Consider the following 23383-nt stretch of genomic DNA (forward strand, 5'->3'; position numbering starts at 1 on the left):
AATTGGCGGCCGCTGCTATTCTACCAGAGATCAGGGCGCTTTTTTATATTTTTATGAGGCTATGCTTTCGTAATTCAGGTTTATCTCTTTTTCCATTTGTTTCTTTGAGGGTACCTAGATAGTAACGTTTAATGAACACAATTCATACAACATAATCAAAATAATTACATTATAGTAAGTTCACAGATTAGACGAATTTTAGTGGTGACTATTTCCAAATTTGTGTTAATATATTAAAAGTTAAGTTAATTACCAAATATTATAATGGATGGAGTGTCGGCCGCTTGAAAAAAATAATTAGTCTTGTTTTAACAATATCATTATTCTTCGTAGCTGCGACATCTGCAATTGGTGCAGAATCAAGTAAAACCCAACTCAATATTGCTCCCCAAATTCCAACTGAAGGTATAACAAAAGGGTATCTAATTGAATTTTCGAACTCATTTACAAACGAATATCTCATAGAAAACCCAGAGTTTGCAGATACTCTAGAAGAGCTAAAGAAACTATTGAAAACGTCGGAAACTGATGTAAAATTAATTGAACAACAATTAATTCAAACTGAAGCAATGAGAAAACTTGCTGTGAAACTTGGAGACACTGAAACAGCTACTCTCTCAGTAATGAGTACCCCAGAAAGCCAGGAACAATTTAATAGAATTGATGCCCTTGCCCAAGAATATTACGAACAATATAAATTAACTGGTATTTTACCCGAAACTGAATTTAATTCCTCAGAAGCAGCAGTGCTAGCTGGTTCTAATTCCTCAGAATTGTTTGTGCTAGCTGCCTCTGACAGAGAATGGGGGAATGATGGTGTTTATAGTATAAATACCGGTGATGCTGTGGTCGCACTTTCCACTGTTGGTATCGTTGAAACTGAGGCAAGATTAGCAGCTAGACTTGTTACCCTTGGAGCCCTTTCAGCTATAGATGGTCCACTACCAGTTGCAGATTTGATTTGTTTAGTTGTAGGGATTTCTCTACTGTGGCATTATACCGCGACAAAAGTCAGTACTCACAGCACTGTAATATCCAATCAAATTGGAACATATTACAACAGCACAGCCAAAGCGAATGCTTCGAAAGTAGCTATAGGGGCTGCAACAATAACGACTCAAATTAGGCAAGGGTACAACCATTTTGTAGCATTTAGAAACAACGTAAGACCGGGGGGGATATTATTAGGAAATCAAATGACTTTTGCTGTGGCATCAGATCATCTTAAAGCTAGTGGTGATGTATGGTCTATACAGAGATCTTCAGCTCAAACGCTAGCAGCAAATATATCATTTGGTACCAAACCAGATGAAGACAACCCTGGTCATACATCCAATGGGATGATTATGAATCGTCCTCATTTTCACGCAACTGTACTAGGTGTACGAACTGGTGGCCACTCCTTTTGGTAATAACTACGTTAATAAAAAGTTTCAAACCCAGTGCTAGAGTTGCGCACTGGGTTCACTCATTGGAGGTGGAATGAACTTTGTGTTTTTTTCTACATATAGCAACAAATGATGAAATACCCTCAAGCACATTAACTCATTACCAACAAAAACATGATATCTATATAGACCAAATTAATGAATATCTCAATGTTACTGTACCTCAACATTATTACCTCATACACAGACAGTGTTCTTGTGACTTTATTAGAGAGAATAATAACAGTTATAATGAACTCTCCATATTATTTAAAGGTCTTTCCAAGCCATTTGATATTATCTTACTAGATGCAACTGTAACTCCAGATACTAATACGCATCTTAGTGAGGTTGTTACAAGTAGAAAGATAACAGAATCAGTAAGTCTGAATGATTTTTTGATTAATTACCCAACTAAACTAACTGTTTCAAAAATTTATACAGTCATTTAATCAGAGCCTATCCCATTCTAATGTATCCTCCCTTTCGTATGATGGGATCAACCATTTTTATCTGGTTGGTCCTTTTTGTTCTAATATATTTTTTCATAATACTTCCTATTATGGATGCGAAATCATCGAAAAGAATAGCGAATGTTGGAAAAAATAGAACATCCCCTTCCCGCATAGAGGGGATGTTGTTCAGACAAACACCATTTTACTAGAGATCAGGGCGTTTTTTATGTTTTTATGAGGCAACGCTTTCGTAATTCAGGTTGAAGCTAAATTCAATATCAACTTAAGTTAAAATTAAAATAAAATGTCGAATATTAAGGAGGATTGTAAATTTAGATGTGGAATAGATAAATATGGTAATCATCTTTCTGGTTGATTTTAGGAGGGGATAGCAAGTGCTTACGGGCAGACTCCATATGGCACAGGCAGGGGAGAAGCATCATTCATTTCTATATCGTGTTTATGCGAGTACCCGCGAGGAAGAGGTAGAAGCATGGGGCTGGGAGGAATCGTTTCAGCAGGCCTTTCTGCGCATGCAATATGATTTACAGAAGCGCTCTTATGAATCGCAGTATCCGGATGCGGAGAACTATATTTTAATGAAGGATGATTTCCAAATCGGGGTTTGCATGCTTGTTCGCAAGGCAGATAGAATGATACTCGTTAATGTGGCACTGCTGCCAGCTTTCCGCAATTCTGGTTATGGCACGTACTTGCTTCAGGAGCTTCAGGAAGAAGCGGCTGAGAAAAAGCAGCCTATTCAACTGCATGTGATGCGGGGCAATGAGGCGCTCCGTTTATACGAAAGACTAGGCTTCCACATGGTAGAGGAGCAAGGCATGCATATATTGATGGAATGGAAGCCATAGACTCCTAAGACAGGACAGGCCTCGGCTCACCTATTGTTTTTCAGCAGCTTTAAATGTTCAATCGGAGGGGATTATAAAATGAGCGAGGCTTTTATTGGTGAAATTCGCATGTTCGCTGGTAATTATGCTCCACAGGGCTGGGCGAAATGTGAAGGCCAAATTTTATCTATATCAGAGAATGAAACGTTATATATGCTATTAGGGACTACCTACGGTGGTGACGGTATGTCGACCTTTGGACTACCGGACTTGAGAGGGAGGGTTCCCATTCATAAAGCGACCAATTATCCCTTAGGCATGAAGGCAGGAACAGAAAACGTCACACTCTTAACTACTCAGTTACCTACCCACACTCACTTACCCCAAGTAGTCCAAACTATGGGCAGTGCCTCTTCTCCCCAAAATAATACCTGGGCGAAAGCAGCCGTATATTCCACAGGTCTTGATAGCAGCAACAATCCACTTCCACAGTCTCCTATGAATAACAACAATCTTTCTTCCTTCGGTGGCAGTCAGCCCCATAACAATATGATGCCTTCCTTGACCGTTTCTTTTATTATTTCACTTTTTGGGATCTTTCCACCCCAGTCTTAATTGTTTTATAGATCTCATTCTTTTTATATAGGAGGTTGAAAATGAATCCATTTGTTGGCGAAATTAGAGTGTTCCCATTTGGTTTTACACCGAAGGGCTGGGCTCCATGCAATGGGCAATTATTGCAGATATCAACAAACACAGCGTTGTTCGCCGTTCTTGGCACGTATTATGGCGGGAATGGGAGGGATAATTTTGCGCTTCCGAATTTACAAGGACGGGTTCCCGTTCATGTCGGACAGAATATTCCACTTGGCAATGTAGCAGGAGAGGCCAATCACACCTTAACGGTAAACGAGATGCCGATGCATACGCACCAGCTCGCTGCTTCCTCGGAAACGGCTGATCAAATATCTCCAGCGGGGAATGCTTGGGCAGACACACCTTATACGCCTTATGCGCCTCCTTCTGCGAACGTCACTATGAATGCAGGCGCTATCGCCACTGCAGGTGGCAGTCAGCCGCATAACAATATGCAGCCATTTTTGGCGCTGAATTTTTGTATCGCTATTACAGGAATATACCCACCAAGAGGTTAAAGGAGGCAGCCTTATCATATGGATGCATTTACAGGGGAAATACGCATTTTTGCGGGGAATTATCCACCGAATAACTGGGCGTTGTGCAATGGAGCTATACTGCAGATTCAATCCAATTCTACTCTGTATTCTATTATTGGGGCACAATATGGCGGAAATGGATCGACAACCTTTGCTTTGCCTAATTTAATGGGGATGGCTCCTTTGGGACAAGGAGCAGGTCCCGGGCTTACGCCAACAACGGTAGGCGAACAGGGTGGAGACGCTCAAGTAACGCTTCTCTCTACTGAAATTCCTACCCATACACATATCGCTACTGGAATAGCAGCGGAGCAAAACTCCGATAATCCATCCAACAATTATTGGGCGGAGACGAAGGCATCAGGACGGCCAGCCGTTCAGCGGCCGCTATATAAAGCAGCAAATAATACGCAAATGAATCCACTAGCGCTTACGCCAGCAGGCGGCAGCCAGCCGCATAACAATATGCAGCCGTATTTGGCAATGAATTTCATAATATGCCTTTATGGAGAATATCCTCCAAGAGGATAGAGGAAGCACAGGCTGATTGAGATGGGATAGTGATGGAAGTCTCTCTTTTGAGAAAAAAGAGTGATTACTTGTGGCGGGTGCAGGAGATCTCGGCAGATGCCGGATATAGCACCCGCTTTTTGAGTGGACTAGTGAAGTTTGTAAAAAGTATGAAGATTTCTATTAGAACAAGGGGAGATGCGGTTATGAGGCATCAATTAGTGGGGCAGAAAGAAGGCAAAGTCACGATGAGGCGAGGAGAGTTTGGCAGCCCTATCAAGCGAGTTGCCGTTATGCTGCTCGTGCTTGCCGTTATGCTTAATCTGCTTCCGGCAAGTCTGAATGCAGCTGCGGGGACAGCGGATGGGACTTATGATTTTGGTGATACCTTAGGGGTAAATGATTCAGGCGGAACGGGCTTCAGGAAGCAGGGAGATAAGTTTGTCGTAACAAATGGCTTTGAACAGGACGGAACTTCTTTATACTCGGCGCATATGACGACTCCGAACACGACTGGCGAGCTCGTCATTAAGGCGGAAGGGCAAAATGTGCTGAGCAGCTTTACCTTTAACAATTTAGGTATTTCTGCATATTCTGGTTTTCCGTATCCCCCCCAACTTAGTTTGCTTAGCATTACTTTAAAGGATGCTGGAGGCACAGTGATTGCTACGCGCTCGAACACAGGTAACGTTAACCTGCATGAGGGCGGAGTCATTAAGAAGTTTCAGGTTTCGACTTTATTAGGTAATGGAGCCTCGTACAACTACTCGAATGTTGCTTCTGTAACGCTTCAATGGCGCTTCTCAACTAGTGACGAGCCATCCAACTTGAACATTGATGATATTACTCTGACCAATATGATTAGCCCTGTCCCTCAAGACACCCCGATATTCAATCCGGCGGCGGGAGCAGTCGCGTTAGGAACAGAGCTGGAAATTGTATCGGCAGGAGCCGAGCATATTTACTACACGACAGATGGAAGCACGCCAGCGACAGCTGTAGGCGGCTCAACGCTGGAATATAATGCGGCAGCGAAGCCGACAATTAGCGCAGCGGTGACCGTGAAGGCAATTGCGACGAAGATAAATAAGCTTAATAGTGCTGTAGGCAGTGCAAGCTATACACAAGCTGCAACTGCGAATTTGACGGGCCTCGCGCTCAGCGGCAGCCCAAGTGGTTTTGTGTTTGCGGGCGGCACGTATGCGTATAACGGAGTGACAGTCGCGAATGGAGTTGCGAGCGTACAGGTGACACCGAGCGGGGCAGGCACGCTGACCGTAGACGGAACGACGGTACTGAGTGGAGTAGCTTCGACGGCAATTACGCTTACGCCGGGAGTGGAACGCACGATTACCGTTGTCGCAACAGAAACGGGAAAAAGTGCAAAAACGTATGTCATTAAAGTGACACGTGAGCAGGTAACCCAGGAAACGCCAACGTTTAACCCTATAGCGGGAGCGGTCGCTTTCGGAACGGAGTTAGAGATTCTGTCAGCAGGAGCCGACCACATCTACTACACGACGGACGGAAGCACGCCAGCGACAGCGGTAGGCGGTTCGACGCAGGAGTATAATGCGTCAGCGAAGCCAACGATTAGCGGAGCAGTGACCGTGAAGGCGATTGCCACGAAGGCGGGCAATTTGAATAGTGCTGTAGGCAGCGTGAGTTATACGCAGGCAGCGACAGCGAATTTGACGGGCCTCGCGCTCAGCGGCAGCCCGAGTGGGTTTGTGTTTGCTGGCGGAACGTACTCGTATAACGGCGTGACGGTAGTGAATGGTGTTGCGAGTGTAACGGTAACGCCAAGTGGATCAGGCACGCTAACCGTAGATGGAACGACGGTAGCAAGCGGAACAGCTTCGGCGGCGATTACGCTTACGCCGGGAGTGGAACGCACGATTACCGTTGTAGCAACGGAGACGGGAAAAAGTGCAAAAACGTATGTGATTAAAGTGACGCGCGAGCAGGTAGCGCAGGACACCCCAACATTTAATCCATCAGCGGGAGCGGTGGCATTCGGTACGGAGCTAGAGATTATATCGTCTGGAGCCGATCACATTTACTACACGACGGACGGAAGTACACCAGCGGGAGCGGTGGGAGGTTCGACGCTAGAGTATAATGCGTCAGCGAAGCCAACGATTAGTGCTGCGATGACGGTGAAGGCGATTGCCACGAAGACAGATAATCTGAATAGTGCTGTAGGCAGCGCCAGCTATACGCAGGCAGCTACGGCGAATTTAACGGGCCTCGCGCTCAGCGGCAGTCCAAGTGGTTTTGTGTTTGCAGGTGGTACGTACACGTATAACGGCGTGACGGTAGTGAATGGTGTGCCGAGTGTAACAGTGACACCAAGCGGAGCAGGGACGCTGACCGTGGATGGAGCAATGGTAGCAAGCGGAACAGCTTCAGCGGCGATTACGCTTACGCCGGGAGTGGAACGCACGATTACCGTTGTAGCAACGGAGACGGGAAAAAGTGCAAAAACGTATGTGATTAAAGTGACGCGCGAGCAGGTAGCGCAGGACACCCCAACATTTAATCCAGCAGCGGGAGCCGTGGCATTCGGTACGGAGCTAGAGATTATATCGTCAGGAGCCGATCACATCTACTACACGACAGACGGAAGTACGCCAGCGACAGCGGTAGGCGGCTCAACGCTGGAATATAATGCATCAGCGAAGCCTACAATTAGCGCAGCAGTGACGGTGAAGGCGATTGCTACAAAAGCGGGCAATCTGAACAGCTCTATTGCGAGTGCGAGCTACACGCAGGCGGCGACAGCGAATTTGACGGGCCTCGCGCTTAGCGGCAGTCCAAGTGGTTTTGTTTTTGCGGGTGGCACGTATGCATATAACGGCGTAGCAGTGGACAATGCCGTGGCTAGTGTAACAGTGACACCGAGCGGAGCAGGGACGCTGACCGTGGATGGAGCGATGGTAGCAAGCGGAACAGCTTCAGCGGCGATTACACTTACGCCGGGAGTGGAACGCACGATTACCGTTGTAGCAACGGAGACGGGGAAAAGTGCAAATACGTACGTCATTAAAGTGACGCGCGAGCAGGTAGCGCAGGAAACGCCGACGTTTAATCCAGCAGAGGGAGCCGTGGCATTCGGTACGGAGCTAGAGATTGTATCGACCGGAGCCGATCACATTTACTACACGACGGATGGCAGCACGCCAGCAACAGCGGTAGGAGGTTCGACGCTGGAATATAATGCATCAGCGAAGCCAACGATTAGTGCAGCAGTGACGGTGAAGGCGATTGCGACGAAGACAGACAATCTGGACAGTGCGGTTGCGACCGCGAGCTATACGCAGGCGGCGACAGCGAATTTGACGGACGTTGGGCTGAGTGGTGCACCAAGCGGATTTGTTTTTGCAGGCGGGACGTATGTGTATAACGGCGTGACGGTAGACAATAGCGTCGCGAGCGTAACGGTGACGCCAAGCGGAGCGGGCACACTGACCGTAGATGGAGCGACGGTAGCAAGTGGGGCAGCTTCAGCGGCGATTACGCTTACGCCGGGGGTGGAACGCACGATTACCGTTATGGCAACGGAAACGGGAAAAAGTGCAAAAACGTATGTGATTAAAGTGACGCGCGAGAAAGTAGCGCAGGCAAAGCCGACATTCAATCCAGCAGCTGGAGCAGTCGCTTTTGGCACGGAGCTGGAGATTGTATCGGCTGGAGCTGACCACATCTATTACACGACGGACGGGAGTACGCCAGCGCCAGCGGTAGGCGGTTCAACGCTTGCGTATAATGCGTTGGCGAAGCCGACGATTAGTGCAGCGATGACGGTGAAGGCGATTGCGACGAAGGCCGATTATTTCGACAGTGACGTCGAAAGCGTTAGTTATACGCAAGCAGAGGCAGCAGACCTCATTAATCTTTCCTTAAGCGGCAGTCCAAGCGGTTTTGTGTTTGCCAGTGGTACGTATGATTATATCGGATTGACAGTCCCGTATAACGTTTCCACTCTTACCGTGACGCCAAGCGGAGCCGGAACTATTAAAGTGGATGGCGCGACGGTAACAAGCGGTATCGCTTCTGCCCCAATTAGTCTGAATGCTGGCGTAGAGCAGACTGTATTGATTGTTGTAGAAGAAGCAGGAAAACTTTCTAAAACCTATACGGTGAAGGTGACGCGCTTAAATATCCATACGCCTGGCGTACCTACTGGTGTCACAGCTACCCACGGCAATGCACAGGCAATCGTTAGTTTTACTGCCCCTGCCGATAATGGGGGGAGCCCAGTGAAAGGGTATGAAGTGACAGCGATGCCAGGAAATATTACAGCTTCTGGTATCAGCAGCCCAATAACGGTAACGGGACTTACGAACGGAACCAGTTATACGTTCACTGTAAAAGCACTCAATATTGCGGGCAGCAGTGCCCCGTCTGCTCCGTCTAATGCGGTAACACCGGCTGCTCCTTCTAGTGGTGGAGGCAGCAGTGGAGGCTCTAGTAATCCGAGTACGCCAACGACTAAAAGCGTAAATGTCCTTATAAACGGAATTGTGTATAACATAGGCTCGACTTCAACTGCGATGGTCAACAATCAAAGCGTAACGACATTGACCGTCAATCAAGCAGCGTTGAACAGCAGGCTTGCGGACGAAACAAGCGGAGTTGTCGTTACGTTTCCGGTAGATATCCAATCGGGTGCGTTGATTGTGAAGCTCAATGGGGATAATGTGAAGGTACTGGAGCAAAAACAAGCTCTTGTCAAAATTCAAACGGGAAGCGCCACTTATACGCTTCCTATTGAGCAAATTACAGGCTCTTCTGATATACGAGAGCTTCTAAAGCAAACAGGGCTGGAACAATTGGAGTTTCAAATTGAGGTGGCAGCACTAACTCCAAGCAGGCTGCAGGAAGTGAAGTCAGCCGCTGCAAAGGGTGGCTTCGAGCTTTTTGGAGAGCCGTTTGATTTTACCGTCAAGGTTGTCAATGGGACGACACGGCAGGAGATTGCAAAATTTAATACTTATGTAGAACGTGAAATAGCGATTCCGAGTACTATTGATCCACAGCGAATTACAACGGCGATTGTGGTCGAGGCAGATGGCAGCATCCGTCATGTTCCAACAAAAATCGTACAGGTGAATGGCAGTTATTGGGCGAAAATATTCAGCCTTACTAACAGCACTTACGCTTTAGTCTGGAATCCAGTTAAGTTCCAAGATGCTGCTGGACATTGGGCTGAGCAGGCAATTAATGATATGGGCTCGCGTATGGTCATCAGCGGTGTAGGTAGCGATCGTTTTAATCCGAATGCGCCCATTACCCGTGCTGAATTTGCGGCTATTATCGTAAGGGGTCTGGGGTTGAAGCTGGAGACCGGGGCTTCCGGATTCTCTGATGTGCAGGCCGGCGCTTGGTATAATCAGGCGATTCAAACGGCTGTTGCCTACAAGCTGATTAATGGCTTTGAGGACGGAACCTTCCGGCCCAATGAGCCAATAACCCGCGAACAAGCGACGGTCATTATCGCCAAAGCAATGGCCGTCACCGGACTGAAAGCGGGATTGCCAGCGGGAAATACAGATGATATATTACGGCCTTATGCCGATGCGAATGAAGCGGCAGTGTGGGCGAAAAGCAGCCTTGCAGACAGCTTGCAGGGCGGAATTATTTCAGGCCGATCGGGTGCGCAGCTGGCCCCTAAAGCTTTTATCACCAGAGCGGAAATTGCAGTGATGGTGCAGAGGCTGCTCGCTAATTCGAAGCTGATTTAATAGTTTAAAACATTAAAACATGAAACAGCCCCTGAAGACTTATGTCTTCAGGGGCTGTTCGCGCTGCGGCAACCCATAAAATTATATTTGATAAGCGCAGGGCTGGGCTTCTCCCTATTTTTTAACAAATGCTTGACATAGAAACGTATTATGCGCATAATACACTTAAAGTGTATGAACTACTTGGTACACACACTGGAACAAGAATGAGAGGTAACGGGATGAAGACAAATGAAGGCTGGACGGAAGTCGCTTTCAATGGCCGTGACCCGGTCTACTTGCAGGTCGTCAAGTTTTTTAAGGAGCAATTGGTCATTGGGAAAATGGAAGCCGGACAAATTATTCCCTCGCGAAGGGAGCTCGGCGCACTGCTCAAGATCAACCCCAATACGGCGCAGAAAGCTTATAAGGAAATGGAGGAACAGCAGTTGATCGTAACAGAAGGAAACTCGCCAAGCCGGATTACTACGGACGAGAACGTATTGCGGGCTATCCGCGCGGAGCTGATAGGCGAGGCTGTGGAGGCATTCGTTGCCTCTGTTCGTAAAATCGACGTTCCGGTGGAGGAGCTGCTGGAGCTGGTCAAGCATAAGTATACGGAAGATAAGCAGCTGAGTGGCGAGAAGCAGGGGGGAGGCGCGCAGTATGATTGAGGTGCGGGATATACATAAAAAATATCGTCGGCGCAAGGTGCTTGATGGTGTCTCCTTTCAAATCGAGAAGGGTGAAATTACCTGCCTGATTGGCACGAATGGAGCGGGCAAATCGACCATTATGAAAGCCATTATGGGGCTGACGCCGATCCGCAAGGGCGAAATCACAATGGATGGGCAAAAGCTTGGCAAGGAGCGGTATGAGAAAATTTCTTTTATCCCGGACCATCTGACGATGCCGCCTGCGATGAAGCTGGATGAAGCGATGGTATTCATGGCGGACTTCTACCGCAGCTGGAATGAGGATCGGGCCAAGGAGCTGATGACATTTTTTCAACTGGAAGGGAAAGAACGGATCGGCCATTTGTCCAAAGGGACGGCGGCGAAGTTCAATCTGCTGCTGGGACTTGCGCTGGATACCGAATATGTGCTGATGGATGAGCCGTTTTCCGGCATTGATATGTTCAGCCGAGCGCTCATTACGGAAGTTTTTTCGAGCCATCTGATTGAAGATCGCGGTGTGTTGATTACGACGCATGAGATCGCAGACGTTGAACATCTTATTGATCAGGCCGTGCTTTTGAAAAATGGTTCGGTTATCCGCAATTTCAACTGCGAGCAGCTTCGTATGGAGGAAGCCAAGTCAATTGTGGATGTCATGAAGGAGGTGTATCAGGCTTGAAGTTTTATTTGAAGCTGGTACATATGGAAGTGCACCGTTTTCGCTATTTGCTTGGCGGATTAATGGCGTTAACGCTTCTCATGCAATTTGGCGTAGTGCTGCTGTGGTCTCTTAGTGAGCGCAGCATTAGAACAGGCCCTGGCTGGAGTGAGAAATTGAATACGTATCATCCTTTCTCTGAGACCGGGAAGCTGACGTTTAATGAGCTGATGTTCAACAATCAATTTTGGTTTTCCTTTCCGGTACTGATCAGCATTGCAGTTATCGCCGGTTATGTTTTTCTCATTTGGTACCGCGATTGGCTGGGGCGCGATACGTTTATTTATCGGCTGCTGATGCTGCCGAGCAACCGCGGCTCCATATACGCAGCGAAGCTGACGGCGATTCTGCTGTTTACGTTTGGACTGGTCTCCTTCCAGCTGCTGCTGCTTCCGCTTGAAATGATGCTGTTCAATATGGTTATACCAGAAGTGCTGCGCGATCCTTCCTATTTGTCGCAGGCGATTTTGCAAAATCAAGCACTGAAAGTGCTCATTCCAGGCCAGTTTGATGCATTTGTGATGGCCTATGCGATTGGGATTTTGACCGTACTTGCTGCTTTTACGGTTATTTTGCTGGAACGAAGCTATCGGGTTATTGGCATTGGTTATGCTGTTATTTATTTGTTCGTATGCGGCGCCGCGCTGCTGGCTCCTATTACTTTGCAGCGGCCGGGGAATACGGCTTCCTATTTATATCCAGGGGAAACTTACTCTATTATGCTGGCGTTGACCGTCATTCTCGTTTTGGTATCCGTATGGCTTAGCATCAGACTGTTAAATAAAAAGATTACCGTGTAAGGAGGGGCAAGATGAAACGTTATATCACTACGCTGGCGCTCGTCCTGCTCGCAGCAGCAGGGTTCAGCACGTATTACGCTTTTGGCTCGGCAGACCATTTGCCGGAATATCGATTAGAGACGCTGGAAGGGGATGCGAATGAAGCGGCTAATCTGGTATTAGTCGGTTCGTATATAGGCGGGAAGGGCTCGCAGCCTCTAAATTTAACTGTACACGGCAGTGAGTATCGAAGCAGGAAGTCCCTTTATGAATCGTATATAACTGATGCTCGTGAGTGGTTTTATGAGCAAGAGGGCATGAGAGAGCTTATTGAAAAATATCCCGCTTTCATGCGGGGCAAAGCGGAGATAGGCAGCTTTTATCAGGATCAGGACTGGCTAGCCTACGCTGAAATTCCATACAATTCGGCTACTAGTGACCCGGAAGGAACGATAGAGGTAGAGATGCTGAATCGAAGCACTGGCAAGGTCGCAGACTATTCGATTGCATTAACTCCTTTTTCTCAGCAAGGCATGAGAGAGCATGCAACCATATATGATGTACAACTGCAAGCAGATGGTCTTCATGTGATGGTAAACCAATATGAAACAGATAATAGGCCATCAGGAGCAAAACAGTATTTTGATTATATAATCGATTCGGATAGCGGTCAGCTCATTAAAAGGATTGCCCTGGAATTTCTAGATGCTGCTGGGACCAAGCTGACTCCCCTTTCATCTGCAGCCACCCAAAATGATTATACAGCACCAAATGATTATTTTGTTTTAAGTATCGTTACGCAGGAACAGACGGGAGAAGCCAACAGCAGCAGCGTTCCGACAAACGTTCCGGCAGAACTTTATGTGTATTCGTATAAGAGCGGGATAACGCAGCGCTTGCCGGATGAAATGCAGAAATTGGATGCGCGTAGAATGGGGGGGCGCTACATTTCAGGCGGTGACCTCTATTTTACAAATTACAATGAGACGCTGATTGCGGTATCACGTTATAGTCTGGAAACAGGGGAAAGACGAGGTGAGACTTGGTCACTGTTGTCAAGCCAGATTGGCGAGGGCGAATTGCAGAGCTTTTTTATGAATGGAGAGCGTCTGTATGTTTTGCTCGGTAAGGAAGATGCTCGAACCGTTGTGGTAATGAATGCTGCAACTGGCGAGCCATTATATAAAGGCAGTGTGACAGCTGAGGGCAGCGAGGAAGAGAGACAGATCGCATTAAGCGATATGGCGCTAAATAATATGAGCATTAAAGAATAGACTAGCAAACATCCCAAATAAGAGGGTGAGGTGCAAGGCATGCAGGCAGCAGCTAGCCTGGATCATACGGTCGAGGCGCTCAGAGAGCTGGAAACTTGGAGCTATCAGTTGGCCTTTTATATTTTGCAGGATGAGCGGCTTGCCGCTGAAGCGGGCAAACAGGCGCTGCTTGCCATTGGCCAAGAGCAGGCCTTTCATCTCCAATCCCCCGCTGAGCGCCGAGAGAAAGTGAAAAAGATGATTATGCGCAAAGCGCTTATTGTAAGCGCAAGCAGCGGACGCCGTTCATAACGGTGTCCGCTGCTTTTTCTATTATTTTTATCGTTTTTTCTATTGCATCGACAAACGGGGATCGGCTCCAAAAACAGCAAGGCCACTCACCCTTGCACTAGGAGACGGGGGAATGCACCTGCCGATATTTGGACGGGGACAGCCCTTCGCGCTTCGTAAAGTGGGAGGTGAAATGGGACGTATGGACAAAGCCGACCTCCTCGGCGATTTTGCCAATCGGATAGGAGGTTTGCGCGAGCAAACGCTTCGCCTGCTCCATGCGATAGACTAGCAAATATTCGACGGGCGTTACACCATACATTTTGCTCATGCATTTGGCTAAATAATTAGGATGATAGTTTAAGTGAATTTGCAGCATTTTATTCGTAATGGGGAGTGCATAGTTTTGGCGGATGAACAGCTCAATCTTTCTGGCAAGAGCGGCGGTCGTAGAGTCTGAGGCTAGCGCCTGCTCCTCCTTCAATTCATGCAATAAGGCTTGAAAATGATCCTGTCTTTTCCAATTGCGCAAGGTGGGCGGCACCTGCTCCAGCTGGGAAAAATGGCCCAGCAGGCTGAGAGCCTGAGCGGACAAGCTTCTGTGCTTTTGGATAAAAATAGAGCTTAAATCGCGGTTGTGCAAATAGGCTTTTGCCCGGTGCGACTCCATGAGAGAGGCTTGCTCTTCAGCAGCAGCCTGCAACGATTCGCTTGTGCGCCAGCTTCCGAAAATTTGAAAATGAATCCAGACAATTTCAGTAGGCTCCGTGCATGGAGCGAAGCCGTAATGCAGCGCATCGGGGCGCAAAATGAGCATTTGCCCCTGCTTCAGACTCCACTGCTCCTCCTCCTCGCTAATAAATAAGGTGCCACGGGTGACCGCAATTAGATCAAAGACGCCAATGCTTCTGCGTCTAATATGCTGCTCGCCCGGCGCGTAGACGTTTGTACCACAATCGATAATGCAAGGAACCGGCGGTGTGATAAAATGCAAAACGGTTGGTTTCAACGTGCACCTCCATCATACTTGAGTCGGCTTTGTATGAATGAACAGCTTCGTTTTTTCTCTATCATACTCAAGGCGGCTCACAAACTCAATCGAAAAAAATAGAAGGCAGGCAACTTGCGCAAAAAAAGGTTACACGTTTAGATTTAGGAAATCAGGTTGCGAATATGAAAGTTTTGGTTGAAATCATTAAATCCTATTCAAAAATACCGTGCTATGATAATAAAAAAGCGCTTACATATGCTTGTGAAGTAAGCGGAAAGGGGTGTCTGCTGTTTCCTATTTGAATGAGGAGCTAGAATGAAGGAGCGGTTTCTCACTAAAAATCTAAACGATTAACAAGGAGGCTGTTTTGTGATAAAGAAGAGATGGAAGACGTTAACGGCTAGACGGACCATAGCTTTATTTTCAGCAGTAGCCATTATAGCGGGATTATTTAGTCCATTAATCGGGAAGGCCTGGGGTGCGGAAGCAGAGGGCGGCGGCTTGCAGGTGGAGATCGGAGAATATGGCGAAATCAGCTCGCTTAAAATCAAAGGCGATTTATACCCGACGGAATATGTGATGAACAAGACGGTAGCGCCGGAGCAAAATACAGCCGATCACCAATGGATGGGCGAGCTGATGTTTACGTATCGCTTGGGCGATAACGGGCAATGGAAGGAAGTGTCGACCAATCAATCAGGTGATGTGCGGCAGATCGCAAGAGATGGCGATGTGACAACCGTGACGTATGCGGGGTCGCAAAATGCTGGAGGCATAAAGGATTTCACTTTGGTGGAAACCTACACGCTAGAGGAGGATGGAACGCTAAACTGGACCATTCATCTGACGAATACGAGTGGGCAAAAGCTGGAGATCGGCGATTACGGCGTACCGCTTCCTTTCAATGAGCAGTGGAATTACGGGGATGCGATTTATGAAACGCGGGTCGTGAGCCACTCCTTTGTTGGCAATAACAGCTCATATATGACGGCAAGCCGTCCTAGCGGACTAGGCTCCTACCTGCTGATGACGCCGGATGCGCAGACGAAGGCCGGCTTTGAATACCAGGATCGGTGGCGGCAGGAGGAACGCCCGAACAGCAAATGGACGGGAGAAAGCGGCAAGTGGATAGAAGGGCTGAACGTCTATTACATTCACTCCAATGTGATCAAGAAGACGAACCGCGGCTATTTGCCGAATACAAGCCTCATCCTGGAGGCTGGGGCTGACAATCAGTATGGCTTTAATTTTCATGCTGTTGCTGATGAGCATCAAATGAAGCAGAAGCTGTATGAGGAAGGACTGGTCGATGTCAGCGTCGTTCCCGGCATGATCGTTCCGACTAATCAGAAGGCGAAGTTCGATTTGCGTACGAAGCAGACGATTAACTCCGTTAAAGATGATGCGGGCAACGACATTCCGCTGGTAGAGAGCAAGGCTGGCGACCATCATATTTACGAGCTGCAAATGACGAAGCTGGGGCCGAACGATATTACAGTCAATTATGGGGATGGCCTCAGCACCGTTTTGCAATTTTATGCGATTTCGCCTATCGATGAAGCTTTGGCGGCGCATTCTGAATTTATGGTGGATTCCATGCAGTGGCAGGCGCCAGGCGAAATTTATGACAAAGTGTTTGACGACTGGATGATGAACACGAAGAAGAAAATGGGCAATTTCAACGGCTATTGGGGCTGGGGCGACGATTGGGGGCTGACGCATGGGCAGTTTCTGGCGGAGAAAAATGCCCTCGATCCGGTGGCGAGAGAGGTCAAGGCAGTCGACGAATATTTGGAGACGGCGATTTGGACAAATTTGATGAACGGGCATCATGACGATTATTTGATCCATGACTTTTTAATGCCGGAGCCGAATACGACGCCGACCTATCGGGGTTATGCGTATCCGCACATTTACAACACCTTCTTCAGCATGTATAAAATCGTTAAAGAATACCCTGATCTCATCGACTATGAGCATGATGCAAATACGTATTTGCTGCGGGCCTACAATATTATGAAGGCGCTCTACGAAGGGCCGGTTGCCTACAACTGGAATACGGGATTGATGGGCGAGCTGACGACGCCGGCGATTATTCAAGCGCTGCAGGATGAAGGCTACGTCGTCGAAGCCAGCGATATCATTGGGAAAATGGCAACGAAATATAATAATTTTAAAAATACGAAGTATCCGTACGGCTCGGAATACAGCTATGACAACACGGGCGAGGAAGCGGTCTACACCCTTGCCAAAATGCAAAGCGATAATGCGGCCGAGCAGCTCAAAGCTCAAGAAATGATGGGCAAAATTAATGCCAAAACACGGGCCTCGCGCGGCCATATGCCGGTGTGGTATTACTACACGGACCCGGTTACGATTACGGGCGAAAACTGGTGGAATTTTCAGTACACCGTATCGCTCGCCGGTTATGCGATGGATGACTGGATTCGCTATCAGTCAAGCGGCAACCGGGAAGTAGAGCAGCGGCTTTCTTATGCGGCGAAAATCGCCAACATTGGCGCTATCAACACGGGACAGATCAGCGACGATCCGGCCAACTATGGCGCTTCGGCATGGACGTATCAAGCGGAGAAGGGCAATCTTGGCACGCTTGGACATGGCGGTGGCGCATCGCTCCCACTGCTTAACGGCTGGAGAGGCATGACGGGAGAATCCGACCTTGGCTTGTTCGGCGCTCTGCAAATTTTAAGCGCGGACGTTGCGATTGATCCGATTTTTGGACTGACAGGGTATGGAGCGAATGTGACGGAGGATAGCGGTTCTTATTCAATTGAACCGATAGATGGGCTTTATAAGAAAATAAATCTGATTACCGAAAAGCTGTATTTGACGCTTGAGCGGGACCAGTTTACGCATGCGGAACTGTCCAAAACCAAGGATGCAGCTGCGCTGAATATTAAAAATCTGACGCCGGGTACAGCGCATCAAGTTCATTTGACGCTGGAGGGCTTGAAGCCAGGAGCCTATGCCGTAACGGTGGATGGGCAGCCAGCAGGCAAGCTGAATGCGTTTGGGGCAAAAGCGATTCTTGCGGTAGATGCGCCAGCAGCCGCAAATTATACGGTTGAGCTGAGTGAAACGACGCCAGATCCGAATACAGCGCCAACGGTTCATGCGGGTGATGATCAGGAGATTCATTTGTATGATGATTTGGTGCTGAAAGGCAGTGTGCAGGATGATGGCCTTCCGGCCGGAAAGCTGACGGTGCAGTGGAGCATGGAATCCGGCCCCGTGGGCGGTGTGGTGGACTTCGGATTTGCGACCTCGTCTGTAACGACAGCCCAGTTTAATGAGCCGGGTAATTATGTATTAAAGCTCAGTGCAGATGATTCGGAGCTGAATGCCAGCGATACGGTGAGCATTACCGTTAATCCGCCAGCGGCCCTTCCGGACGTTATTGCAAGCTATAACTTTAATGAGACGTCGGGCACGATTGCCGCAGATTCTTCTGGCAGCGGAAAGGATGCTTCCCTTAAAGGCACGTCTGCATGGGCAAGCGGCCGCTCAGGCAACGCCGTCAAAGTAGGCGGTACGGACGGTTATGTGCTGCTGCCGGACAATGTGCTGGGACTTACGGAGAAAATTACGGTTGCGGCTTGGGTGAAGGCCGATCAATTGAATGATTACTCCCGATTGTTTGATTTTGGCACAGGAACGCAATCCTATATGTTTTTGGCGCCGAAGGTAGGCTCCTCGATGCAATTCAGCATAACGACGGGCGGAAACCAGCCGGGAGCCGAGCAATCGATTACCGGACCCGCGCTGACTACGGGCGAATGGAGGCACGTAGCGGTAACGCTGGATGGTTCGCTGGGCATTTTGTACGTGGACGGCGCAGAGGTAGGACGCAATGACCATATGACATTAACGCCGAGAAGCCTCGGCAAAACGAAAAACAACTACATCGGCAAATCGCAGTATAGCGATCCTTATTTAAATGCCAGCGTCGATGATTTTCAGCTGTTCAGCCGTGCTTTAACTGCGGCAGAAATTGCGGCAATGGTTGCTCCGCCAGTTGATGAAATCGAACGCATTGAAGAGGTGCAGGTGTCCACTCCAGTGGACGTAGCTCCGAAGCTGCCAGCATCGGTTAAGGTTTATTTGAAGGATGGCAGCTCCATTGATGCCTCGGTGAGATGGAACGACATTCAGCCGGAGCAGTACGCGGAAGCGGGCAGCAGCTTTACGGTAAAAGGCCTCGTTATTGGCACAAGCCTGGAAGCGACGGCAAACGTAACGGTAATGGCCCGAGAAATACAAGGTTTTCCTTCGCTCGTTGTTCGCTACAATTTCGATGAGACGGAAGGAACGATCGTCCAGGATGCATCCGCTTCAGCGCTGAATGGCACGATTAACGGAGAATTGGACCGGGTAAACGATGGACATACCGGAGGAGCATTGCAGTTTGATGGCGTTTCTGGCAATTATGTAGACGCAGGCAGTAGTGCGGCTTTGCAGCCTGGCAGCTTGACACTGTCCTATTGGATTAAACGGACGGAAAATATGAATGACCGCGAAAATGTGCTGCTCTGGTTCAAACCGGAAAGCAATTATGCGGGCAATGGCTTTTTCTTGACCTACAATGGCAACTCGAGCATTTTTTATGTCGATGGCGCCAACGGTTTTTATGTTAAGCAATCGCCGAATGATTTTCTGCCGCTGAATGAATGGACGAATGTCGTCATTACATTTGATTCCGCGACCGGCGAACGGGCGATTTATAAAAATGGGGTGGCGCAGACGCTGGGCACAGACGGCACACCGAGGAAGATAACCGCTACTGCGGATATCAAAAAGATCGGCGTATCCGGTTATGGCAACGGGGCGCAGCTGCATGCGGGCCTTGATGATTTCCGGATTTACAATGGGCCGATGACGGCCTCGCAAGTGAAGGGTTTGTATGAAGGCAAAGATATTAAAAGCGTAGATCAAGCAGCAGCAGCAACGACCGTTGGCACTGCGCCAAGCCTCCCGGCAAGCGTTCAAGTGACGTATGAGAACGATGCGAGAGGAACCGCTTTTGTCGTCTGGGATGCAATAAGCGCCGAGCAATATGCGGCAGAAGGCAGCTTTGCTGTTGCAGGGACGGTTGATGGAACCTCGCTTCGTGCGGAGGCCGTTGTGACGGTGACAGCGGCACCGGTGGAACCGACGCCAACGCCGACACCAGCACCAACCGATACGCCGGTGACGCCAACACCAACGCCAGTTCAAACCGATACACCAGTGACGCCGACACCAGCACCAACCGATACGCCAGTGTCGCCAACACCGACACCATTGCCTACGGATTCGCCGGTGACGCCAACATCATCACCAGCACCAGCAACGTCGAGTCCGACTACATCATCGACGCCAACACCGTCACCATCGGCAACGCCACTACCAGCAACGAATCAAGTGGTGACGGGCAATGAGCTGGCAAGCAGCAATGGCGGGATCGTTAAGCTTCAGCTTGCCGCTGGCAAGAGCAAGCTTGTACTTCCTGCCAATGCCGGCGCATTGCTGGGAACTTCAACACTTCGTGTAGAAAGCAGCGGAGTAGTGCTTGAAATTCCAGCAAGCGTGCTTGCGGATTTGGTAAAGCTTATTGGAGCAAATGAAGCTGCAACAGCGCAAATTATTTTGTCTTTGGATAGGCTGGAGCAGAACGTTCAATCCGGCAGCTTAAAATCATCCGGGGAAGCTTACGCGTTTACTTTGCTGATCCGCACAGCAAATGGTACGGAGAAGGAGCTGGCCAATTTCTCCTCGCCAGTCGGCATTCAATTGAGCTATAACGCGAGCGCGGATGAAGAAAATCTGCTGGGCATTTACTGGTACAACGAAAGCGATCAGAAGTGGGAGTATGTCGGCGGCAAAATCGACAAGGCTGCCAAGCTAATCAGCACCTCCGTACCTCATTTCAGCAAATATGCGGTCATGTCTTATGAAGCTGCTTTCAGCGATGTGCCTGCTTCGCATTGGGCGTATGATGCGGTCCGTTCATTAACGGCTAAGCATATCGTCCTCGGGCTTTCAAATGAACGGTTTGCCCCGCAAAAAACGACGACCCGCGCTGAGTTTACAGCGATGCTTGTCCGGGCGCTCAAACTGGATACCGCTGTCGCTGGCACAACTGGCGCAGAGCAAAAGTTCGACGATGTATCATCTGACAACTGGTTTTATGATGAGGTAGGGGCAGCGGTAGCTGCGGGACTCATTCAGGGGAAGGATGCACGGACGTTCGCTCCGAATGAAGCGCTGACGAGAGAACAAATGGCTAGCATTATGGCCCGAGCTTGGGCGATGCTGAATGATGACGAGCAGTCTGCCAACCAAACGGCTCTGGACTTCGCAGATGCAGGCGACATATCGGAATGGGCAAAGCAAGCAGTAGCTTTAGTTACCGAGCTGGAAATTATGAATGGCAAAAATCAAAATCGTTTTGATCCAGCTGCTATTGCAACGCGGGCTGAAACGGCCCAGGTTATTAACAAGCTTCTGCAAAAGCTGGAGTAGTCAGTAAAGATAGCGATTGACACAATAATAGGGTCGTCAAGCCATACGAAGAAGAGCCATCCCGATTCATAGGGGATGGCTCTCTTTTTTGCATAGATATGGTTCAATCAAAGCTCTATTCTGCATCCGGGCTGCTGAACGTCACGTTGATTTCCACGATTTCGGAGCGGGAGCCGAGACGAATCGGCGGTCCCCAGAAGCCGAAGCCGGAGGAAACGATCGATTGCAGCTTTTCCTTTTTCAAATAGCCCCAGTCATTCTCGAACACGAGCTGCGTAATGAAATTCGCCGGAAATATTTGGCCGTGATGCGTATGGCCTGACACCATCAGATCGACACCCAGCTCATCGGCAATATCAAAATCGTAAGGCTGATGCTCCAGCAAAATGAGCGGCTTGGCGGCATCCATGCCTTGAACGAGCTCACTCAGCGGAGCGCGCTCCGTATCGGAATGATCCTTGCGTCCAAGCAGCATGAAACGGTCATCAATGGTAACTGACTCGTCATACAGCACCTTCATGCCACCCGCTTCAACGGCGTTAATAATGTCCTCGATATGCCCATTATATTTATCATGGTTGCCGAGCGATGCGTACACACCGTAGGGCGCCTCGATCGTTGCCATGATTTTATCAATCCCATTGTCCAAATACGGCTGGATTTGATCATCCAAAATATCGCCAGGAAACAGCACGATATCCGGCTTCAAAGCATTAAGGCGCTCGACGAGACGGACGGCATGATCTTTGCCGGACAAAATGCCAAAATGCATATCGGAGGCCATGACGATTTTTAAAGTGTTTTTAGCTGGATCGCTGTCCTGTGCGCCTTTGGGAATCGTAATATCATACGTGCGGACAACGGGGCTGTAAGCTAGAAACGAACCGTAGCCGAGCAGCGCAACGAGCAGGATGGGAACGGCAATGCCGGACCATTTGGACACCGACTCGCGTGGCAATGACGTAAAGCGCAGCAGTCGTGCGATGAGCTGTACGGAAGGAATAATGAGCAGCAATAAGCAGAAAATAGCGAGCCAGTACATGCCAATGGCAATTAAAATAGCATTTTGCGTAATCATCGCGATGATAAAAGTGCAGGGCAGCGCAGCGGCCACGACCGTATAAATGAGCTTGCGGGCCCTCGTATGCAGCGGCTTAAGCCACTGCCAAATGCTCCAGCTTTGATAAAAAACGAGCGAGCCGAAAACGGCAAGCATGACAATACCCATAACAATAAACATGATAACTCTCCCTTTTATGTCTCTTTCTATGTTTTTACGTAATTAGTTATTTTCTGCTGAAGGCGATGCTAAGGCCAATTAGGCCGAATACGGAGCCTTCGACGATATTCAGTTTGCTGGACAGGCGTGGACGTTTGAAAATAAACCTGCGCAGCACATCGGCAAACATGCTGATCAGCGTAAAAATAACGATGGCTTGCAGCACAAATATGAGTCCCAGCGCGATCATTTGCAAAGAAGCATAGCCGCTTGACTCATTGACGAATTGCGGCAGCAGCGCTAGAAAAAACAAGGAAACCTTAGGATTCAGCATGCTCATGAAGATGCCTTTTTTGTATAAGGAGGCATAGGCCAGTTCATCGGCGGTGCCAAGCGCGAGGGGCGATTGCTTTTGCCGAAAAGCTTTATAGGCCAAATAAAGCAAATAGGCGGCACCGGCATATTTCACGACGGCAAAGGCAACTGCCGATTGGTAGACAATTGCGGAGATGCCGAGAGAGGCTGCGGAAATATGGGCGAAGAGGCCGGTGCATAGGCCAAGCGTTGTGATGATTCCTGCTTTTTTGCCACGGGCGATGCTTTGGGTGAGCACGTACAAATTGTCTGGTCCCGGCATTAAGGTAAGCAGCACCGCAACGCCTAGAAATGATAAGAGGGAAGCCCATTCCAAGGTCAACACATCCTGTTCTATCAAAAAGTTACTTACTTCCTTTAGTATACTAGGAACGGCTCCCCGATCTCAATCTATACACTTTACTAGAGTCAACCGCG

Annotated in this window: 15 protein-coding genes and 2 pseudogenes; 14 read left to right on the forward strand and 3 right to left on the reverse strand. The window is 48.7% G+C overall.

Annotation, left to right across the window (positions count from 1 at the left end; translation table 11 throughout):
* Nucleotides 1–284 precede the first annotated feature (284 nt).
* The 11 genes from AC50Y5_RS28610 to AC50Y5_RS28660 all read left to right on the forward strand — a co-directional run bounded on the left by AC50Y5_RS28610 (nucleotide 285) and on the right by AC50Y5_RS28660 (nucleotide 13880).
* A complete protein-coding gene (locus tag AC50Y5_RS28610) occupies nucleotides 285–1412 on the forward strand; it encodes a hypothetical protein (RefSeq protein WP_494864784.1) in 1128 nt (375 codons plus the stop codon).
* Between the two features lie 865 nt (nucleotides 1413–2277).
* Nucleotides 2278–2751, forward strand: a complete 474-nt coding sequence (locus AC50Y5_RS28615) for a GNAT family N-acetyltransferase (protein WP_081418637.1) — start codon at nucleotides 2278–2280, stop codon at nucleotides 2749–2751.
* 78 nt (nucleotides 2752–2829) lie between these two features.
* The gene (locus AC50Y5_RS28620) at nucleotides 2830–3345 is read left to right on the forward strand and encodes a phage tail protein (protein ID WP_494864786.1); all 516 of its coding nucleotides are present in this window, start codon (nucleotides 2830–2832) and stop codon (nucleotides 3343–3345) included.
* A 41-nt stretch (nucleotides 3346–3386) separates the two neighbouring features.
* Nucleotides 3387–3884, forward strand: coding sequence for a phage tail protein (locus AC50Y5_RS28625; protein WP_494864788.1), 498 nt, complete (start codon nucleotides 3387–3389; stop codon nucleotides 3882–3884).
* Between the two features lie 18 nt (nucleotides 3885–3902).
* Nucleotides 3903–4436, forward strand: a complete 534-nt coding sequence (locus AC50Y5_RS28630; RefSeq protein ID WP_494864790.1) for a phage tail protein — start codon at nucleotides 3903–3905, stop codon at nucleotides 4434–4436.
* A gap of 185 nt (nucleotides 4437–4621) precedes the next feature.
* Nucleotides 4622–10162: a cadherin-like beta sandwich domain-containing protein gene (locus AC50Y5_RS28635; RefSeq protein ID WP_494864792.1), complete on the forward strand. Its 5541-nt coding sequence runs from the start codon at nucleotides 4622–4624 to the stop codon at nucleotides 10160–10162.
* Nucleotides 10163–10383: 221 nt separating this feature from the next.
* Nucleotides 10384–10815 carry a GntR family transcriptional regulator gene (locus AC50Y5_RS28640; protein WP_056031055.1) on the forward strand — a complete coding sequence of 144 codons (432 nt, stop codon included), beginning with the start codon at nucleotides 10384–10386 and terminating at the stop codon, nucleotides 10813–10815.
* Nucleotides 10808–11497, forward strand: coding sequence for an ABC transporter ATP-binding protein (locus AC50Y5_RS28645; RefSeq protein ID WP_056031052.1), 690 nt, complete (start codon nucleotides 10808–10810; stop codon nucleotides 11495–11497). The genes AC50Y5_RS28640 and AC50Y5_RS28645 overlap by 8 nt, the downstream gene beginning before the upstream one ends.
* Nucleotides 11494–12336 (forward strand): hypothetical protein, encoded by an 843-nt coding sequence (locus AC50Y5_RS28650; RefSeq protein ID WP_494864794.1) that lies wholly within the window; start codon nucleotides 11494–11496, stop codon nucleotides 12334–12336. Before AC50Y5_RS28645 ends, AC50Y5_RS28650 begins: the two co-directional genes overlap by 4 nt.
* Before the next feature lie 11 nt (nucleotides 12337–12347).
* A complete protein-coding gene (locus tag AC50Y5_RS28655; protein WP_056031045.1) occupies nucleotides 12348–13589 on the forward strand; it encodes a hypothetical protein in 1242 nt (413 codons plus the stop codon).
* A gap of 39 nt (nucleotides 13590–13628) precedes the next feature.
* A complete protein-coding gene (locus AC50Y5_RS28660; protein ID WP_494864799.1) occupies nucleotides 13629–13880 on the forward strand; it encodes a hypothetical protein in 252 nt (83 codons plus the stop codon).
* Between the two features lie 97 nt (nucleotides 13881–13977).
* Here the strand turns inward: AC50Y5_RS28660 and AC50Y5_RS28665 are convergent, their stop codons facing one another.
* Nucleotides 13978–14868, reverse strand: a complete 891-nt coding sequence (locus AC50Y5_RS28665; RefSeq protein WP_494864802.1) for a helix-turn-helix transcriptional regulator — start codon at nucleotides 14866–14868, stop codon at nucleotides 13978–13980.
* A gap of 483 nt (nucleotides 14869–15351) precedes the next feature.
* On the opposite strand from AC50Y5_RS28665, the pseudogene AC50Y5_RS28670 reads away from it, so the two are divergent.
* The 3 genes and pseudogenes from AC50Y5_RS28670 to AC50Y5_RS28680 form a co-directional block, all read left to right on the forward strand.
* Nucleotides 15352–19116 (forward strand): annotated as a pseudogene (locus tag AC50Y5_RS28670) (DUF5695 domain-containing protein); the annotation flags it as partial.
* A 186-nt stretch (nucleotides 19117–19302) separates the two neighbouring features.
* Nucleotides 19303–20925: pseudogene (locus AC50Y5_RS28675) on the forward strand (LamG-like jellyroll fold domain-containing protein); the annotation flags it as partial.
* Nucleotides 20926–20943: 18 nt separating this feature from the next.
* Nucleotides 20944–21372, forward strand: a complete 429-nt coding sequence (locus AC50Y5_RS28680) for an S-layer homology domain-containing protein (protein ID WP_494864881.1) — start codon at nucleotides 20944–20946, stop codon at nucleotides 21370–21372.
* Nucleotides 21373–21487: 115 nt separating this feature from the next.
* Here AC50Y5_RS28680 and AC50Y5_RS28685 read toward each other — a convergent pair whose 3' ends face one another.
* Together AC50Y5_RS28685 and AC50Y5_RS28690 are read right to left on the reverse strand one after the other, a co-directional pair.
* Nucleotides 21488–22612, reverse strand: coding sequence for a metallophosphoesterase (locus AC50Y5_RS28685; RefSeq protein ID WP_494864804.1), 1125 nt, complete (start codon nucleotides 22610–22612; stop codon nucleotides 21488–21490).
* Nucleotides 22613–22658: 46 nt separating this feature from the next.
* Nucleotides 22659–23282 (reverse strand): LysE family translocator, encoded by a 624-nt coding sequence (locus AC50Y5_RS28690; RefSeq protein ID WP_494864883.1) that lies wholly within the window; start codon nucleotides 23280–23282, stop codon nucleotides 22659–22661.
* Between the last annotated feature and the right edge of the window lie 101 nt (nucleotides 23283–23383).

The sequence above is a fragment of the Paenibacillus sp. JT22N7 genome, from assembly GCF_059383875.1.

Excerpts from the sequence above, each read along its gene's own strand:
- AC50Y5_RS28620 (WP_494864786.1), top strand. The coding sequence starts at position 2,830 with ATGAGCGAGGCTTTTATTGGTGAAATTCGCATGTTCGCTGGTAATTAT.
- AC50Y5_RS28625 (WP_494864788.1), top strand. The coding sequence starts at position 3,387 with ATGAATCCATTTGTTGGCGAAATTAGAGTGTTCCCATTTGGTTTTACA.
- AC50Y5_RS28630 (WP_494864790.1), top strand. The coding sequence starts at position 3,903 with ATGGATGCATTTACAGGGGAAATACGCATTTTTGCGGGGAATTATCCA.
- AC50Y5_RS28635 (WP_494864792.1), top strand. The coding sequence starts at position 4,622 with ATGAGGCATCAATTAGTGGGGCAGAAAGAAGGCAAAGTCACGATGAGG.
- AC50Y5_RS28640 (WP_056031055.1), top strand. The coding sequence starts at position 10,384 with ATGAAGACAAATGAAGGCTGGACGGAAGTCGCTTTCAATGGCCGTGAC.
- AC50Y5_RS28645 (WP_056031052.1), top strand. The coding sequence starts at position 10,808 with ATGATTGAGGTGCGGGATATACATAAAAAATATCGTCGGCGCAAGGTG.
- AC50Y5_RS28655 (WP_056031045.1), top strand. The coding sequence starts at position 12,348 with ATGAAACGTTATATCACTACGCTGGCGCTCGTCCTGCTCGCAGCAGCA.
- AC50Y5_RS28660 (WP_494864799.1), top strand. The coding sequence starts at position 13,629 with ATGCAGGCAGCAGCTAGCCTGGATCATACGGTCGAGGCGCTCAGAGAG.
- AC50Y5_RS28680 (WP_494864881.1), top strand. The coding sequence starts at position 20,944 with ATGCTTGTCCGGGCGCTCAAACTGGATACCGCTGTCGCTGGCACAACT.
- AC50Y5_RS28685 (WP_494864804.1), bottom strand. The coding sequence starts at position 22,612 with ATGTTTATTGTTATGGGTATTGTCATGCTTGCCGTTTTCGGCTCGCTC.